Raw genomic sequence first — 16,287 nt, 5'->3', positions numbered from 1 at the left:
CCCGCCGGCGCGACTCAGCGCCATGCCAGGCACAGCGAGTGCCCGTCGCAGGCCGCATCGAGCAGGCTGATCTCGACATCGAGGAACCCGGCCTCGCGAAATCGGCTGCGATAGTCATCCGGCGCCAGGCTGGCGTGGTAGACGGCTTCGCCCTCGACGTGGCCGATCACCTCTCCTGCGGCATCGCCGATGGTCAGCAGCACCGCCCCGTGCGGCCGCAGGCAGCCGCCGATGGCCGCGATCAGCCGGACCTGCTCGGCCGCGGTCAGATGGAAGCTGCCGTCCCAGCTCAGCACGCCGTCAAAGTCTGCAAGGCCCGACAGGTCGCGCATGTCGCGGTGCAGGAAGCGCGCCGCGGGCCAGCGCCCGCGGGCGAGGTCCAGCATCGGCAGCGAGGCGTCGAGCCCGACATACTCCACACCCTTTTACAACAGATAGCCGGTGATCGGCTCGCCGGCGCCGCAGCCGAGGTCGAGCACCCGTGGCCGATCCGGCAGTCGCGCCAGCCAGCGGTCCAGCCATCGGCGCTCGAACAGCTGTCTCGGCCGGTGCCGGTCCCAGCCCGCCGCCCGGCTCTCGTACACCCGCGGAGTGTCCTCGCGGGCCCGGGCGAGGCTCTCAGGCTCGGGGCGCGGGCGCATCGCCGGGCTCCGGACCGGCTTCGAGGGGCGGGCCGGGGTCGCGTGCGCAATCGTCCAGCGGCAGGTCCAGGGCCCAGGCCGGAGCCGCGTCATCGCTGGCGAGCAGAAGACTGAGCCCCTGCGCCGCATGCGCTTCGGACTCCAGCGGCAGGCGGCTGAGCCCGGACAGCGGGGTGCCGGGCGACACCGGCCAGGGCCCCTGCCAGCGGCGCAGCACGCGAACGTGGCTGAGCTGGCGGTCGCGGTTCTCGCCGGCGCTGACCGCGCTCCGCAGGCCGCTGCTCCAGCCGAGCAGCCAGGCCTGCATCTGCGGCTGACCGGGCGCTGCATCGGCGTGCAGGTCGACCTCGACCTGGTCGCCCTCGATGCGGGCAGCGAGCCGCGCCGTCACCGCGGGCGCCTCTGCGCCAAGGGCCCTGGCACGGAGGCGACCCCGGTCGAGGTCGCTGCGCGTGAGCTGCACGGCATCGCCCAGCATCCACTGCGGTGTGTAGACGACCCGACCGCCGGCCGTCGCGACCCGCGCCCGCTGGCGCGCGGTATGCCGCGGGTCGGCGAAGCGGTCGCGCCAGCCGAGGTAATCCCAGTAATCCACATGCAGGGCGAGCGCCACGACGACCTCGCCGATGCCCGCCTCGACCAGCTCGGCCAGCCGGCGGTCGGCCGGGGGGCAGCTGCTGCAGCCCTCCGAGGTGTACAGCTCGAGCACCGGCAGCAGGCGCACCCCTTCGCTGCGACAGCCCGCGCCCGACAGCGAAGGCACGATCGCCGCCGCCAGCACCAGGGCGCCGAGGGCGAGACCGGCAGCGTCGCGCTTCATCAGCGGTCGAGGCGGGCCGCGGCGAAGAAGCCGCGCAGGTCGCGCACGCAGTCCACCGCGAGCAGGCCCAGCTCGCGGCTGTCGAGCTGATCGGGCGTCAGCGCTTCGCCATCGCCGCCGGCCAGCACATAGCATTGCCACAGTGCAGCGCGCAGCTCGGCGACCTCGTCCGCTGCGCCGGATGATCCGGATCCGCCTTGCGAGTCAGCCATGCCTGTCCGCCCATGCTGCCGAGTCCCGCGCAGCATACCCCCGCAGGGTGTCCGGACCCGCGGCCTGGCTAGCGCTCCAGCCACCAGATCAGGATGCCCACGTACAAGGCCAGGGCGCCGGTCACCTGCAGCAGCGCTGGCAGCCCGCGGAACGGGGCACGCAGGTCGGCTGCGGACGCGCCCTCGCCGAGCGCCGTCGTCAGGGGCTTTCGATGCTGCAGGAACAGCCCCAGGCAGATCAGGACAAAACCGAGACCGGCCACGGCATCGTCAAGGCCTTCGGTGCCGAGCATCCGGCCGAGGCCCCAGCCGCCGGTGGCCAGGAGGGTGGTAATTGCAAAGCCGGCTTCGGTTCGGTTCATTGCTGCGTGGGGCTCCCTGAGGTTGCTGGCGGCGCCGCAGAAGGCGGGGCCTGCGGAAAAGGACGGCGAAGCCGTGCCAGCGTGACCGGCCGCCTTCCGCACCGGCCGGAACGGCTAGCCAGCCGGCGGCATTCGGTGCAGGGCATTGAGCTTGTTGCCGTCGGGGTCGCGGACGTAGGCCAGGTACAGCGAGCCCATGGCTACCTCGCGCAGGCCCGGCGGGTCCTCGATCGAGGTGCCGCCGTGGGCCACCGCGGCGTCGTGGAAGGCGCGCACCTGCTCGGGGGAGTCGCAGCGGAAGCCGATCGTGCTGCCGTTGCCGAAGCTGGCCGGATCGCCATTGATCGGCTCGCTGACGCAGAAGGTCTGGCCCTGGTGGCGATAGAACAGCCGGGCCTTGCCGCCGGCGGACAGGTTGCGGATCGGCTCGCCGACGCCGAGCACGCCGAGCACGGCGTCGTAGAAGCGCTTGGCGCGCTCGATGTCATTGGTTCCGAGCATGACGTGGCTGAACATGGCGTTTGGATTCCTCGCGGAGGGCGGTTCGGACAGGGCTCAGTGGCGGGGCAGGCGGTCCCAGCCGCGCTCGCGCTTCTCCGCGGCGACCATCCCGGCCACCTCGCGGAGCAGGGCCTTGGCGTCGTAGACGATGCCGTCCTTGATGGTCAGGTCGACGCCGCCGATGCGATGCACCTCGCCATCCTCACCCAGGCGCGGGTGGCCGGTGCCGTAGAGCAGTTTGAGGTTGGCCAGCGGATTGCCCTCGATGACCAGCAGGTCGGCGCGCTTGCCGGGCTCGATGCTGCCGATCCGGTCGGCCGCCCCCAGCGCCTCGGCGCCGTGCAGGGTGGCGGCGCGGATCACCTCCAGCGGATGGAAGCCGGCCTCGCGCAGCAGTTCCAGCTCGTGGATCGTGCCGAAACCGTAGACCTTGTAGATGTAGCCGGAGTCGGAGCCGACCGTGACCCGTCCGCCGCGGTTCTTGTAGTCGTTGACGAAGGCCATCCAGCGCCGGTAGTTGTCCTTCCAGAGCAGCTCCTGCTCGGTGCCCCAGTCGAAGAAGTAGCTGCCGTGGCTGCTGCGGCTGGGCGTGAAGAAGGTCCAAAGCGAGGGCCAGGTATAGGTCTCGTGCCACTCCGCCTGACGCTCGCGCATCACGTCGCGCGAGGCGGCATAGATGTTGAAGGTCGGGTCGATCACCACACCTCGTTCCAGCAGCTCGCCGATCACCGCCTCGTAGCGCTTGCTGCCCGGTTTCGCTGCCTGGGCCCAGAGCTTCCCGGCCTCGGTGAAGCGGTGCTGCTCGTCGTAGTAGTTGTAGTCGGCCGGGTAGTCCTGGACCGTGCGGCCATCGAACAGGGCCTCGGGCAGGCCGTACCAGTGCTCCATGGTCGTCAGCCCCCAGCGCGCCGTGGTCAGCACATTGACCCGGGCGACGTCGAGCTGGGCATGGTGGCAGGCCGCGCGCAGTCCGAGCTTCGACAGCTCCTCGAAGGCCGCCTGCAGCACATCCGGCCGGTAGCCGAAGCATTTCATGCCCAGGGCACCCTTCCTGGCGATGCCGCGCACCCAGTCACGGGCCTCCTCGGACGTGGTCATCGGGGCGTCGCGGCCGCTGCCGAAGAACGCATAGGGAAAGATCCGCGGCGCGGCGATCTCGTTGCGCTCGCTGCGGCGCATCTCCGACACGCACCAGTCGAGGCCATTGCCGCAGCCCGGATCGCGCACGCTGGTGATCCCGTGACCCAGCCACAGCTTGTATACGTACTCCGCGGGAACGCCCTGTTCATCGCCGCCGATATGGCCGTGCAGGTCGACCAGGCCCGGCAGGACGAAATGCCCGGCCAGCTGCAGCTCGCGCCCGCCAGCTGCCAGCTCGGGCCGATCCTTGCCATCGCCCACCGCCTGCACACGACGGATGGTGTTGCCTTCGATGACGATGTCGACCGGACCGAAAGCCGGCGCACCGGTGCCGTTGACCACGCTGACGTCGCGCAGGATCAGCTGCCCGAACGGGCCCTCGCCCTCGTCGCGGTCGGGCGCCGGGGGGATCGCGGCCGCAGCGCTGCCTGCGGCAATCAGGACGGCAAGGGAGCAGAATCGGCTGATGACGGCAAGGCGTGGCGACATGGACCGCGGTCCTCCGGGCAAGGCAGGGCTGGCCAGCTTAGCCGGTCTGCTGCTGTTCGCCGCCTCCGCCGGGGCCGAAACGGTCACGGTCTACCGCTGCGTGGATGCCTCCGGCCGCGTCGCACTGCAGGACCAGCCCTGTCCGCCCGGCCAGCTCGACCGGCGCAGCGAGGCCCGGCTCGATCCCGCTTCCCCTGCCACCCCGGTCCAGGATCCGGTCCCCGAACCGCCGCCCGCCGAGTCGGCATCGCCACCCCCCGAGCCCCCACCCATCGATCCACCGCCGCCGCTCTGGCGCTGCGTCGACTTCGAGGGAAAGTCCCGGCTGTCGCCGCGCGACGATCCCGATCCGCGCTACGTGCCGTACTGGGTGGTGGCCGGCAACGAGGCCGGTCCGCGCGGCCTCGCCGGCCGCGGCGGGCGACCGGCGCCACGCGCGGGCGGCGAGGGTCCCGGCGCGCCGCGCCCGGAGATCGCAGGTGCGCTCCCGCCCATGGTCCTGGTCGAGGACCGCTGCCGGCAGTTCAGCCCCGGGCAGGCCTGCCGCGCCTACCGCGAGCTCCGCGACGAGATGCGCCGCCGCGAGTTCAACGGCATCGGCGACGCCCGCCGCGAGGCCGCCGCCGAGGTCGAGCGCCTGAGGAGCATTCTCGCCGACCACTGCGGCGGGTGATCGGGCGCTGTCCCGACTCCTGCCCTTGCGGCGCAGACGGCGGGACGGGCGGAAGGGGGCGCGGACACACGCGATGCGCACTTGTGCACCGGCTGCGCTGCGGGCAGGCTCGGCCGCCCTGCCTGGCCCGTCGCGCCCCCGCCCCGATGATTCCCGCCACCCGCTGCCCCTGCGCCCACTGCGGCCGACTGCTCGACCTGTCCGAGACGCACATCGAGGTGCCCTACCGGCGCGAGCGCTGGTGGCATTGGAGCGAGCAGCGCGGGGAGTACCGCTGTCCGCGCTGCGGCGGGTTCAACCTGCTGCGTCCCAGCGCCGGCGGGGTCGTGCTTTATGCATTGCTGCTGGTCGCGCTGGGCTGCGGGCTTGCCTGGTCGCTGCCCTGGCCGGTGCTTGGCCTCGGCGGTCTGATGGCGGCCGCCCTGCTGTTCCGGCATGCAGTTCGCCTGGTCCGGGCCCGTCATTGAAAGCCAAGCAATGGGCTAAGAACCGATCCGGGAAACTCCTGCTTGCCAGCCTGCGTCCATCGGGTATCTTCGCTGCCTGCAGCGGCCGTTTCCCTGGCTGCACCACGGAGCGTTGACGCATGAGCGGACCGGCCGCCGAACCAGAATCGCTTTCACTTCGCGCCCTTCGGCTGCGGCCGGGGATGTTCCTGCAGGCGCATCCTCCGGGCGATGGGAAGCGTTCCACCGAGGCCAAGTTCTGCGCCGCCATCGAGGGCAAGGGCCTGATGGTGGTGCCCCTGCACGAGGGCCAGGCCGGCGCCGAGTGGCGCGAGATGGCCGAGCTCGAGGTCCGAGGCTTCACCGGCCAGTACGACTACCGCTTCTCGACCCGCGTGCTCGGCAGCTTCACCGTGCCCTTTGCCTACGTGCTGCTGGCCTGGCCGGGCAAGGTCGAGGGCCGCCGCGTGCGCAGCGCGCTGCGCATCGCCACCTCGCTGCCGGCGATGGCCTGGGGCAGCGACCCCAGCCTGACGGTGCCGGCCCGCGTGGTCGATCTCAGTCATGCCGGGGCGATGATCGAGCTGGGCACACCGCTCGGCGGCAGCGGGCAACGCGTCAGCCTGGCGCTCGAGCTACCGCTGGAGGGCGGCGTCCACGCGCTGGAGTTGTCGGGGGCCATCTGCCACAGCGGCGAAGGGGCCGCCGGTCAGGGCACCCGGGTGGGCATCGCCTTCAACGGCATCTCGCGCACCGAGAAGGCCCTGCTGCAGAACTTCACCCTGACCCAGCTGCAGGCCAGCGGCGGGCTGGCCTGAGCCGGGACCGGGGCGTCGCCGTGGCGACGCACCGGCAGCCCGCGGGCGTGCTCAGCGCGGACTGAACTGCAGGGTCGCGACGGCGCTGGCTGCCGAGGCCTGCGGGTCGATCACCAGCGGCTTGTAGCCGTTGACCAGCCAGAGCGGCAGCTGGCTGATGTAGCCGGGCCCGCCGATCTTGCCGTCCTGTCCGCCCGGGATCACCTGCAGCAGGGTGGGCGTGTCGGTCATCTCGCCGATGAAGCGGCGGATCGGTCCGCTGCCGAACATGAAGCTGTTCAGCCCGTCGCCACGCACGTCATGGCTGGAGGCGTCGACAGCCTGGAAGCCGCCGGGACGGGCAAGCCCGGGCAGGCCGGGGGCGAGGTTGGTGAACGGATAGCCGTTGTCCGAGGGAATCGACAGCGGATCGCCCAGCGGATGGTCGAAGACGATGCGATGCAGCCGGCCCCAGCGGTAGTCGCGCAGGTTGGTCGAGTTGCCGAAGGCCGGCGCGAAGTCGTTGCTCGCGAGGCGGTCGATGCCGCGCTTCAGGCTGTCGAGCAGGATGCAGTCGCGCCGCGTGGCCGCCGGCGCATTGGCCGCCACGCCGCTCGGTACGCGGGTGAAGAAGTCGAGCCCCGAGGCCCCGCGTCCCTGCCGGCTGGGGAACATCTTCAGGTGGTGGATCAGCGCGGTGTAGGCATCGGTGCCGCCGGGGCGGAAGCTGCCGAGGCCGACCTGGCCCAGGGTGTGGTCGATGGTGCCGCGGATGGCCTGGCTGCGGAACATCGTGAACAGGGTGGCGGCCACGCTGTTGGCGATCTCGGTCTCGGACGGCGCCGCCAGCGCGAACGGATTGTCGCCCGCGTCGTAGCCCTGCTGGATGCCGGTCGGATGCGAGAGGTCCCAGTCGCGCAGGTAGCCGATCGCCTCGGCGACCTTGGCATCGTTGGCCACCGGGCAGGCCGGGCGGTTGTCGAAGGCGTTCAGCAGGTGCGGCAGGACCAGCTCGGCGTCGAGCAGCTCGGTGTTCGCCTGCAGCCGGGCCATGTCCTGCACGGTGATGTTGCCGCGGGCGATAAGGTCCTGCAGCTCGCGGTCGATGCGGCCCATGCGGAACGGCGAGCCGCCCGGGGCGAGGTAGTAGATGCCGCCGCCGGCGCGCTGCTGGTTCAGCGGATTGTTGTCGAAGGTGGCGCCGACCGGATCATTGTTGGCGTTGGCGATATAGCCCTGCGCAGGGTTGACCCACTGCGGCATCTCCGACGGCGCCAGCACCTCGTAGGGCAGGGCCTGGCCGGGATGCGTGGTCTGCCGCGGCAGCCACTCGTTGCCGCCGCTGCCGTTGCGGACCAGGAAGGGCGGCAGGCCGTTTACCGTGTTGGCCTGCAGGTCCTGGCGGATCGGCGCCTCGGCGGAGACGTAGTAGGCGATGTTGCCGGCCTTGTCGACGTAGCCGAAGTTCTGCGAGCCGACGTCGAAGTTGAGCACCGCCTGGCGGAACTCCTCGAGGTTGGTGGCGCGGTTGATCTTGCGGAAGGCCTCCAGCTCGAAGGTCGACCCCCAGCCGGCGTACTGCACCGTGATGCCCTGGCCCTGGGCGTTCGGCGCGACCAGCATCGGGCCGAAGTTGCGCCGCGGCACCAGCACGGTGACCGCGCCGTTGGTGTAGCCGATCGAATTGTCGCGGGCGGCGTTGTCCATCACCCCGTCAAAGCGGTTGACGAAGTAGCTCTGGAACACCCAGAGCACCGGCTCGGCGACGCCATTGGTGATCGAATGGGTGGGCAGCCCATAGGTGTTGAGGATGAACTGCTCGAAGTACCAGTCGGTGACGTCGAGGGAATTGGTTGTGAGGCCCCAGCAGAAGTCGCTGGTGCAGCCCAGGATCGGCAGCGGCGTGCCGGGTGCGACCAGGCCGGCGGTGTTCATCGGCTGCGGGAAGGCGGGGTCGTTGGAGACGATATGCGCCTCGTGGAACAGGGTCGGCGTGTCCATCGACAGATGCGGGTCGTTGGCGAGGATCGGCCGGCCCGACGCGGTGTGCTCGCCGGAGACCATCCACCAGTTGCTGCCGGCGCGGTTCTCGCGGCGGTTGAGCAGGGGCCCGAGGATCGGGTGGCCCTCGACCCGGGCCACATGGGTCTGCAGCAGGGCCAGCTGCTCGGCATCGATGCCGGCGTTCGGATCCGACTTGATCCGCACCGACTTGTTCTGGTCGGAGAAAAAGCCCGGTATCGAGGCGCGATCATCGGCCGGCGCGCTGCGGTGGGTGTCCTCAAAGAACAGCGCCGCGCCATTGAAACCCGCCGCGGCGCCGGCCTGCTGGTAGGCGCCGAGGCGCGCGGTGTAGCCGGTGTCGTCGTCGAAGGACAGCTGCAGGGCGAGCAGCTTGCCGATCACGAGCGAATCCACCGGGCTCCAGGGCTGGGCGCGGGTCAGCTCCAGCGCGCCGTACTCGATGGGCAGGGTGCTGGCATTCTGCGCCAGCCAGGCGTTGACCCCGTCGGCATAGGCGCGCAGCGGACCGCGCAGCGCGGCCGGCGAGGCCTCCCAGCTCTTCTGCGCCGCGCGGCGCAGGCCGAAGGTGCGGAACTGCACGTCCGAGGACAGCGCCGCCTGGCCGAACAGCTCGGCCAGGGTGCCGGAGGCCACGCGGCGCAGTTGGTCCATCTGGAAGAAGCGGTCGCGGGCGTGGGCATAGCCCATCAGCCAGGCGGCATCGACGTCGCTGGCTGCGGTGATCGTCGGCACACCCTGGCTGTCGTAGGTGATGGTCCCATTGGCCTGCAGGCCGGGGGCGGGAATGGCGGTCTGCGCCTGGGCACCGCTGGCGCCGGCGCCGATGGTCAGAAGCAGGGCAAGACTGAGCGCCCTCAGGCGCGGCGTGGACTTGGACACGACGGATTCCTCCCTGTGGGCGAATCCCCAGTGTCCCACCTCCGCCCCGCGCAACCTAGGCGCGGTGCAGCATTCTTCGTAGTCCGCCGCGCTCTGCCGCGGTAGTGCCGGCGCCTGGCTGGATCCGAATGCTCGGGCGAAACGCAGCGTTGCCGCCCTCTGCCGACGTTAGTCTAAACACCATGTTAAAGGCGTCATTCACTCCGACCGGCCCTCCCCGACCCGACCGCGTCACCCCAGCGGGAGCGTCCTCCTGGGCGCGACCGCAGCGCGGCGCATTGCCCCGGTCTGCGGCATTCCTGTAAGGCCGCGGCCGCGGGCAAGCCCACTCCAGGTGAAGCGAAAAGCAAAGACGACCCGCATAACCGGCTCTCCTGTGGGAGTGCCCTCGGGCGCGACCGCGGCGTCTCTGTATTCCTCGCCGCCCGGGCGAAACGAAACGCCCCGGTCGCGGCCATGTCCGCTCCTACACGAGAGCGAGAGGATTCCCGCTCCTTCGGGTCCTTCGACCACCCAGCTTTTGTAGGAGCGCACACGGGCGCGACCGCAGCGCCGCGCACTGCCCCGGTCCAATGCATACCTGCAACGCCGCGGTCGCGGGCAAGCCCGCTCCTACACGAGAGCGGGACGATTCCCGCTCCTTCGGGTCCTTCGATCACCCAGCTTTTGTAGGAGCGCACACGGGCGCCACCGCAGAGCTACGCATTGCCCCGGTCTGCGGTGATCCTGCAACGCCCCGGTCGCGGCCATGTCCGCTCCTACTCAAGAGCAGAAATCCTCCCGCACCGCCTATTCCACCTCGTCGGCTGTTGTAGGAGCGCACATGAGCGCGACCGCGGAGCTTCTCTGCCCCGGTGCGCGATGCAGACACAGCCCTAGCGACCAGCGACTACCGTCCACCCTCCACATATCCGCCCCAAGGCAGCAACGGGCAAACGACTTCCCCCCGATCAATCCGCCGGAACACAGCGTTCCCGCGCCCAGGCGCGCAGGGCCTGGACCTTCTCCGCCATCAGCACCGACAGCGGCCGGGTCGCCGACAGCGCGCCGAGCAGGTGGGCCTGGTCCAGCGGCCGGCTCTCGCCATGTGCCTCATACAGCGCCGACACCACCGCCTGTTCGATCTCGGCCCCGGAGAAACCCTCGCTGGCCTCGACCAGCGCCGGCAGGTCGAACGGCTCCGGGCGCAGCTCGCGGCGCTGCAGATGGATGCGGAAGGCTTCGCCGCGCGCCTCGGCGCCCGGCAGGTCGACAAAGAAGATCTCGTCGAAGCGGCCCTTGCGCAGGAACTCCGGCGGCAGCTGGCTGACATCGTTGGCCGTGGCGACCAGGAACACCGGCCGCTTCCGCTCCGACATCCAGGTCAGCAGCGAGCCCAGCACCCGGCGGGAGACGCCGTCGTCGCTGTTCGAGGTGGCCAGGCCCTTCTCGATCTCGTCGCACCAGAGCACGCAGGGCGCCATGGCCTCCGCGGTCTTCAGTGCATCGCGCAGGTTGCGCTCGGTCTCGCCGTGGTACTTGTTGTAGATCGCGCCGAAGTCGAGCCGCAGCAGGGGCACGCCGAAGCCGCTGGCCACCGCCTTGGCGGCCAGGCTCTTGCCGCAGCCCTGCACGCCGAGCAGGAGCACGCCGCGCGGCGGGTCGAGTCCCTTCGGGGCGCGGTCCTCGACAAACACCACGCGGCGCTGGCTGATCCAGCGCTTGAGCTGGGACAGCCCGGCCACCTCCTCGAAGGCGACCGTTTCCGGCTCGAAGTGCAGCACGCCGTCGCGGCCGAGCAGCTTGAACTTGGCCTGCTGGGCGGCGCCCACATCGTCGGGGCCGATGCGGCCGTCCTCGTGGACCAGCTGGCGGATGATCCTGCGCGCATCCACCAGCGACAGCCCGAGCAGGTGGCGGACCAGGGCACGTTGCGCCGTGCTGTCGACCTCGACCCGCCGTCCGCCGTGCTCGCGCGAGTAGGCAAAGGCCTCCTCGCGCAGCAGGCGCGACAGCGCGGCCTCGTCGGGCAGGCGCATCTCGAAGCGGGTGACCAGGTCGGCCAGTTCGTCCGGCACCTCGACCTTGGCCCCCACCAGCAGCACCGACTGCCGCTCGCGGCCCTGCCCCAGCACCACCTCGCGCAGCCGGCGCAGGTTGCTGGCGTAGCGCAGATAGGGACCGAAGTCGTAGAGCAGCCAGAGCGCGCGCTGCTCGAAGCGGTGCAGGTACTCCAGCGCATGGCTGCTGTCGTTGCAGGGCGGCACGGCCTCGTCATCCAGGTCGAGGCGGGCCAGCCCGTCGGTGATGCTCCAGCGGAACAGCGGCCGGAACAGCTCGCCGACGACGCGCCGCAGCGCCTCCTCCAGCGGGCCTTCCTCATGGGTGTCGATGATGATCAGCGGCGCGCCGGAGCGCACCAGCACGGCAAGGTCGTGGGCGTCGAACATGGCGCAAGTTTCACATGGGCTGAACGGATGGCGAAGGGTCCGGGCCGAATGAATGGTTCAGTCGCGGTGAACGTGACGGCCGGCCGATGTGGACTATCATCGGTCGACGCGGTGCCGTGCGTTGCTGCAGCGGCCACTTCCTGTCCCCGCCTTCCCGGCGGGCCGGGCGCCGCGCCGTTCGCACACGAGGACAACCGCATGTTCGCGCGCACCGCACTGCTGGCCGGCCTGGCCCTTGGATTGATCGCTCCCGTCTTCGCCGCCGGCGATCCCCCGGCCGATCTGGCCAAGGCCTTCGCCGACGCCGACCGCCTCGAGTTCGGCCCGCTGGCCCTCGACAAGCTGGCCGCCGAAGACGCCATCACCGACAAGATCACCGGCCTGCCGCACCGCATCGCGGTGGGCCACGACGTGGCTACCGACGCCAAGTCGGCCGGAAGCTGGCGTCAGGACGAGAAGGCGCGCTGGACCTGGGCGCTGGCCGTCGAGGCGGCCGACGCCGCCCACCTCAGCTTCGGCTTCGATCGCTTCAACCTGCCCGAAGGCGCCGCGCTGAACATCTACGCGGCCGACGGCAGCGACCGCCTCGGCCCCTACACCGTGGCCGACCGGCTCGAGCACGGCCAGCTGTGGACCCCGGTGCTGATGGCCGACAAGGCCCTGATCCAGGTCACCCTGCCAGCGGGCGCCAAGCCCGAGCTGGACCTGTCCCTGCAGCGCGTGGCCCACGGCTACCGCGGCTTCGGTGTGAAATCCAAGGCCTGCAAGTCGGGCTCGTGCAACACCGATGTGGCCTGCCTGTCCTCCGGCGATGCCTGGAACCAGCCGCGGCGTTCGGCCGGCCTGATCATCATCGGCGGCACCGGCGCCTGTTCGGGCTCGCTGCTCAACAACACCGCCAATGACCGGCGCATGCTGTTCGCCACCGCCTCGCACTGCCGCATCACCTCGAATTCGGCGGCCGCCGGCTCGGTCGTCTACTGGCGCTACGAGTCGCCCACCTGCCGCATCCCGGGCTCGGCCGCCAGCGGGCAGCCGGTGTCCAGGAGTTCCTCCCGCACCAGCCAGGGCCTGCGCTTGCTGGCCGCCACCAACAGCCCGTTCAGCGACGGCAGCGGCACCGCCGACACGCGCTCGGACTGGACCCTGCTCGAACTCGCCGCGCCGCCCGCCGGCAACGACTTCCAGCTCTACTGGGCCGGCTGGGATCGCCGCCAGCCGCCGCAGACCTGCGCCGCGCCGTCCAGCATCAGCTCGACCAGCGGACTGTGCGCCTCGATCCATCATCCGGCCGGCGACGAGAAGCGGATCACCTTCGTCGAGTCGCCGCTGGTGCTCGGCAACATCAGCAGTGCCTCGGGCGTGCACTTCCGCGCCAACTGGGATCCGACCCCGCCGATCCTGGCCAACATGCAGCCGCCCCCGTCCTCGCTGCCGCCCAGCGTCACCGAGCCCGGCTCCTCCGGCTCGCCGCTGTTCAATGCCGACCGCCGCGTGGTCGGCGTGCTCTCCGGCGGCGCCTCGTTCTGCGGTGTCGGCTCGGCCGGGCTGAACGACGAGTACGGTGGCCTGTTCCACGCCTGGGACGGCCTCGGCAGCGCCTCGACCCGCATGCGTGACCACCTCGACCCGCGCGGCACCGCGCCGCTGGCGCTGGACGGCCTGGATTCGCTGTCGTCGATCGCGGTTACCCTCGACGGCCCCGCCTTCACCACGCCGCCCGACAGTGGCGCCGAGATCCGTCTCACCGCCAACGCGAGCGGCGGCAGCGCGCCCTACACCTTCGACTGGGATGTCGATGGCGACGGCACCTTCGAGCGCACCGGATCGGGCAATGTCGAGCAGGTGACGGTGCCGCGCGGCGGTGCCTTCCAGGTCCGGGTGCAGGCCCGTGACAGCACCGGGGCCACCGGCTCCACCCAGCGCGCGCTGACCGTACGCGGGCCGCAGATCGCCGCCAGCAGCGGCGGTGCGGCGACCCAGATCTGCGGCGACGGCGACGCCAATATCGACCCCGGCGAGCGCTGGAACCTGCCGGTCCGCCTGCAGAACAACGGCGACGGCGCGCTGGGCGGCGGTCGCGCCCTGTTCGCGGCCAACGCCTCGGCCGGCGGCGCCCTGGAGATCGGTCCGAACAGCTTCGGCTATGCCGGCACCGCCAATGCCGGCAGCTGCCCGTACAGCTTTGTCGACATCGCCAGCGGCGCCAATGCCGTCCCGGCGCTGAGCACCGCGGTCTTCGACGGCAACGGTTTCGGCCCCAACGACGACGCGCGCACCGCCGATCCGATCACTCTCGGCGGCCAGGGCGTGCTGCTCTACGGACAGCGCTACACCACCGCCTTCATGTCGACCAATGGCTACGTCTCGTTCAACAGCACCGAGACCGGCGGCGCCTTCGCCAATTCCTGCGGCACCGGCTTCTTCAGCGGCTCGTCCGGCCCGCAGCTGCGCGTGCTGCACGACGACCTGGTGGTCGGCAGCGGCGGCGGCCTGCGCTACCGCTACTTCGCGACCTGCCCGCGACCGGCCCAGGCCGGCGGCGCCCAGCCCTGTCACGTCTTCCAGTGGAACGGCATGCAAAGCTACGCCGGGGGTACGCCGACCGGGAACTTCGCTTTCCAGGCGATCGCCTACGAGCAGAGCGGCCAGGTCACCTACCAGTACGTCAATGCCGATCCGCTCAACGGCGCCGAGGCAACGCTCGGCCTGATCGACGCCGCCGGCAACGACCCGTTCAACTTCGCCTGCAATGCCAGCGGTAGCGTCACCGCCCAGCGCGCCTACTGCGGCTATGCCCCCAGCGCGCAGCCCGAGATCCGTCAGGCCCTGCGTCTGCCGCAGGCGGCGGTGGCGCTGCCCGGGCTGGCGGTCGGCCAGTCGCAGACCGTCAACGTGCCGGTGGAGATCGCCGCCGATGCCGCCTGTGGCAGCGCCCTGCGCCTCGACTACGTGGCCAGCGCCGATCTGCTGCGCGGCAGCTTCGCCCTCAACACTGCGTTCGACGGGGCAGTGGCCTCGAGCTGCAATGTCGTCACCAGCTGCCCGGCCAGCGCCCCGCCGGTGGCCGAGCCGCGCCGCGGCCTCTACTTCAACCCGCTGCGTCCGGGCAATGGACTCAACGGCTACTTCTACGACATCGGCGGTGGCGAGCAGTTCTTCGGCGGCCTCTGGTACACCGGGCTCGCTGACGCCACCTCGGCCTGGTACCTGGTGGCCGGATCGGTCCGGGGCCAGGGCGGGGAGGTGCCCCTGACCCGGGTCTCCAACGCCGCTGCACCGAGCGGATTCGCCACCCAGTCGCAGTCGGTAGGCCGCGCCTGGGTTGCCCAGCTCGATGGCGACAGCCTGATGCTGGCCTGGCAGTTCAACGACGGGCGCTCGGGCGTCGAGCTCATGGATGCGACCCAGGGCTTCAGCTTCGCCAGCAACAACCACACCCAGGCCTGGTTCAATCCGGCCGAAGAGGGCTGGGGGCTGGCGATCGAGAGCCTCGACGTCGGCAGCACCGACTTCGAGTTCTTCGCCGCCTACATCTTCGACGCCAGTGGCGCGCCGCGCTGGGTGGTGGGCGACAAGCCCAGCACCGCCTCGGGGAACGTGCCGCTGTTCGACTTCCGCATCCACTGCCCCGGATGCCCCTGGTACACCGACTCGCAGGAGAAGCTGCAGCCGGCCGGCTCGCTGGACATCCAGTACAGCGCGCGCAACCGGGCGACCCTGTCGACCTCCATCACCCTGCCGGCGCCGCTCAATGGCAGCTGGACCCGCAACCAGACGCCGATCCAGCCCATCGAGGACCCTCGCCCATGAGCCAACCGCTTCGCGTCACCCTGCTGCGCCACGCCCACGCCGAGCCGGCCCTGTCGGGGCAGTCCGACCTCGAGCGGCCGCTCTCGTCCACCGGCGAGGCCGAGGCCGACGACGCCGCGGTCTGGCTGGCCGCCCGTGGCGCGCCGGCCCGGGTGCTCTGCTCGCCCGCCGCGCGCGCGCGGCAGACCCTGTCGCGGGTGCTCGACAAGCTCGGCTTTGTCGACACCCGCGAAGAGGCGGAGATCTACGAGGCCTCGCCGGGCACCCTGATGGCGCTCATCGAACGCCATCGCGATGCCGGCTCGCTGCTGCTGGTCGGCCACAACCCGGGCTTCGAAAGCGTCGTCGCCCTGCTGGCCACCGGGCAGAGTGGAGACCATCGCGGCATGCCGCCGGCCGGCATCGCCGAGCTCGAACTGCCCGACGGCGGGCCGGTCGAGCCCGGCTGTGCGCGGATGGTGGCCTTCTGGTGGCCCTGATCCGGCCAAGCTGTCTGTTATGGGCCGCGCTGGCCGCGGCTTCGGCGGCGCCGGCCGGCGCCCAGACCAGCGAACTGCTGGGCCAGATCGATCCCGCCCAGTCACGCGCCGAGTTCTCCCTGCGGGTGGTCTGGGTGCGCCGGCTGGAAGGCCACTTCGAGTACATCCAGGGCAGCATCTCGCACCCCGCGCCCGGGCGCTTCGACGTCCGGGTCAGGATCGCCGCGCAGAGCCTGACGATGCCCAATCCCGACCACGCCGAGTGGGCGCAGTCGCCGGAGTTCTTCGACGCCCAGAAACATCCGTGGATTGCCTTCGAGGCGCTCGGCGCATCCACCGACCTGCTCCGTGACGGCGGCGAGCTGCGTGGCCTGCTCAGCCTGCGCGGAGTCACCCTGCCGGCCAGCTTCGAGCTGCTTCCCGCGCGCTGCGAGCGCCCGGGCCTCGACTGCGCGGTCGAAGCCCGCGGCGAGCTGCAGCGCAGCGAGTACGGCATGACCGCGCGGCGCTGGGCGGTCTCCGACAAGGTCCGCCTCGCCCTGCGCTTTCGCCTGCGCCAGGACGGCGCGCCGACCGGCTGA

General features: G+C 71.0%; 15 protein-coding genes. 6 read left to right on the top strand and 9 right to left on the bottom strand.

What is annotated here, in order from left to right:
• Positions 1-14: 14 nt before the first annotated feature.
• The 7 genes from M0G41_RS01540 to M0G41_RS01510 form a co-directional block, all read right to left on the bottom strand.
• On the bottom strand, positions 15-419 hold the full coding sequence (locus M0G41_RS01540; RefSeq protein ID WP_248204455.1) for a class I SAM-dependent methyltransferase: 405 nt from the start codon (positions 417-419) through the stop codon (positions 15-17).
• Positions 420-425: 6 nt separating this feature from the next.
• A complete protein-coding gene (locus M0G41_RS01535; protein WP_248204453.1) occupies positions 426-641 on the bottom strand; it encodes a class I SAM-dependent methyltransferase in 216 nt (71 codons plus the stop codon).
• Positions 619-1,461 carry a DUF1223 domain-containing protein gene (locus tag M0G41_RS01530; protein ID WP_248204452.1) on the bottom strand — a complete coding sequence of 281 codons (843 nt, stop codon included), beginning with the start codon at positions 1,459-1,461 and terminating at the stop codon, positions 619-621. Before M0G41_RS01530 ends, M0G41_RS01535 begins: the two co-directional genes overlap by 23 nt.
• On the bottom strand, positions 1,461-1,673 hold the full coding sequence (locus M0G41_RS01525) for a hypothetical protein (RefSeq protein ID WP_248204449.1): 213 nt from the start codon (positions 1,671-1,673) through the stop codon (positions 1,461-1,463). Before M0G41_RS01525 ends, M0G41_RS01530 begins: the two co-directional genes overlap by 1 nt.
• A 68-nt stretch (positions 1,674-1,741) precedes the next feature.
• Positions 1,742-2,035, bottom strand: coding sequence for a hypothetical protein (locus tag M0G41_RS01520; RefSeq protein WP_248204448.1), 294 nt, complete (start codon positions 2,033-2,035; stop codon positions 1,742-1,744).
• Positions 2,036-2,149: 114 nt separating this feature from the next.
• Positions 2,150-2,551, bottom strand: a complete 402-nt coding sequence (locus M0G41_RS01515; RefSeq protein ID WP_248204446.1) for a VOC family protein — start codon at positions 2,549-2,551, stop codon at positions 2,150-2,152.
• A gap of 39 nt (positions 2,552-2,590) precedes the next feature.
• Entirely contained in the window at positions 2,591-4,165 is a 1,575-nt protein-coding gene (locus M0G41_RS01510) for an amidohydrolase family protein (RefSeq protein ID WP_248204444.1), read from the bottom strand.
• Here M0G41_RS01510 and M0G41_RS01505 point away from each other — a divergent pair.
• The 3 genes from M0G41_RS01505 (at position 4,164) to M0G41_RS01495 (ending at position 6,102) form a co-directional block, all read left to right on the top strand.
• A complete protein-coding gene (locus M0G41_RS01505; protein WP_248204440.1) occupies positions 4,164-4,838 on the top strand; it encodes a DUF4124 domain-containing protein in 675 nt (224 codons plus the stop codon). The genes M0G41_RS01510 and M0G41_RS01505 overlap by 2 nt on opposite strands.
• A gap of 146 nt (positions 4,839-4,984) precedes the next feature.
• Positions 4,985-5,305, top strand: a complete 321-nt coding sequence (locus M0G41_RS01500; protein WP_248204438.1) for a hypothetical protein — start codon at positions 4,985-4,987, stop codon at positions 5,303-5,305.
• Positions 5,306-5,424: 119 nt separating this feature from the next.
• Complete coding sequence (locus M0G41_RS01495) at positions 5,425-6,102, top strand: PilZ domain-containing protein (RefSeq protein WP_248204436.1); 678 nt, start codon at positions 5,425-5,427, stop codon at positions 6,100-6,102.
• Positions 6,103-6,153: 51 nt separating this feature from the next.
• On the opposite strand, the gene M0G41_RS01490 is transcribed toward M0G41_RS01495, so the two are convergent.
• A complete protein-coding gene (locus M0G41_RS01490; protein WP_248204433.1) occupies positions 6,154-8,985 on the bottom strand; it encodes a penicillin acylase family protein in 2,832 nt (943 codons plus the stop codon).
• Between the two features lie 950 nt (positions 8,986-9,935).
• On the bottom strand, positions 9,936-11,414 hold the full coding sequence (locus M0G41_RS01485) for an AAA family ATPase (RefSeq protein ID WP_248204431.1): 1,479 nt from the start codon (positions 11,412-11,414) through the stop codon (positions 9,936-9,938).
• A 198-nt stretch (positions 11,415-11,612) separates the two neighbouring features.
• On the opposite strand from M0G41_RS01485, the gene M0G41_RS01480 reads away from it, so the two are divergent.
• From M0G41_RS01480 to M0G41_RS01470, 3 genes are read left to right on the top strand one after another with little or no spacing between them, the layout of a single operon-like run.
• On the top strand, positions 11,613-15,227 hold the full coding sequence (locus tag M0G41_RS01480; RefSeq protein ID WP_248204428.1) for a PKD domain-containing protein: 3,615 nt from the start codon (positions 11,613-11,615) through the stop codon (positions 15,225-15,227).
• Positions 15,224-15,706 (top strand): SixA phosphatase family protein, encoded by a 483-nt coding sequence (locus tag M0G41_RS01475; protein WP_248204426.1) that lies wholly within the window; start codon positions 15,224-15,226, stop codon positions 15,704-15,706. Before M0G41_RS01480 ends, M0G41_RS01475 begins: the two co-directional genes overlap by 4 nt.
• Entirely contained in the window at positions 15,697-16,287 is a 591-nt protein-coding gene (locus M0G41_RS01470; protein ID WP_248204424.1) for a YceI family protein, read from the top strand. Before M0G41_RS01475 ends, M0G41_RS01470 begins: the two co-directional genes overlap by 10 nt.

The sequence above is a fragment of the Pseudomarimonas salicorniae genome (assembly GCF_023156535.1).
Lineage (GTDB): Bacteria > Pseudomonadota > Gammaproteobacteria > Xanthomonadales > Xanthomonadaceae > Pseudomarimonas > Pseudomarimonas salicorniae.
The sequence above is the reverse complement of the archived record's forward strand: the minus strand, read 5'-3'. Positions and strand labels throughout refer to the sequence as shown.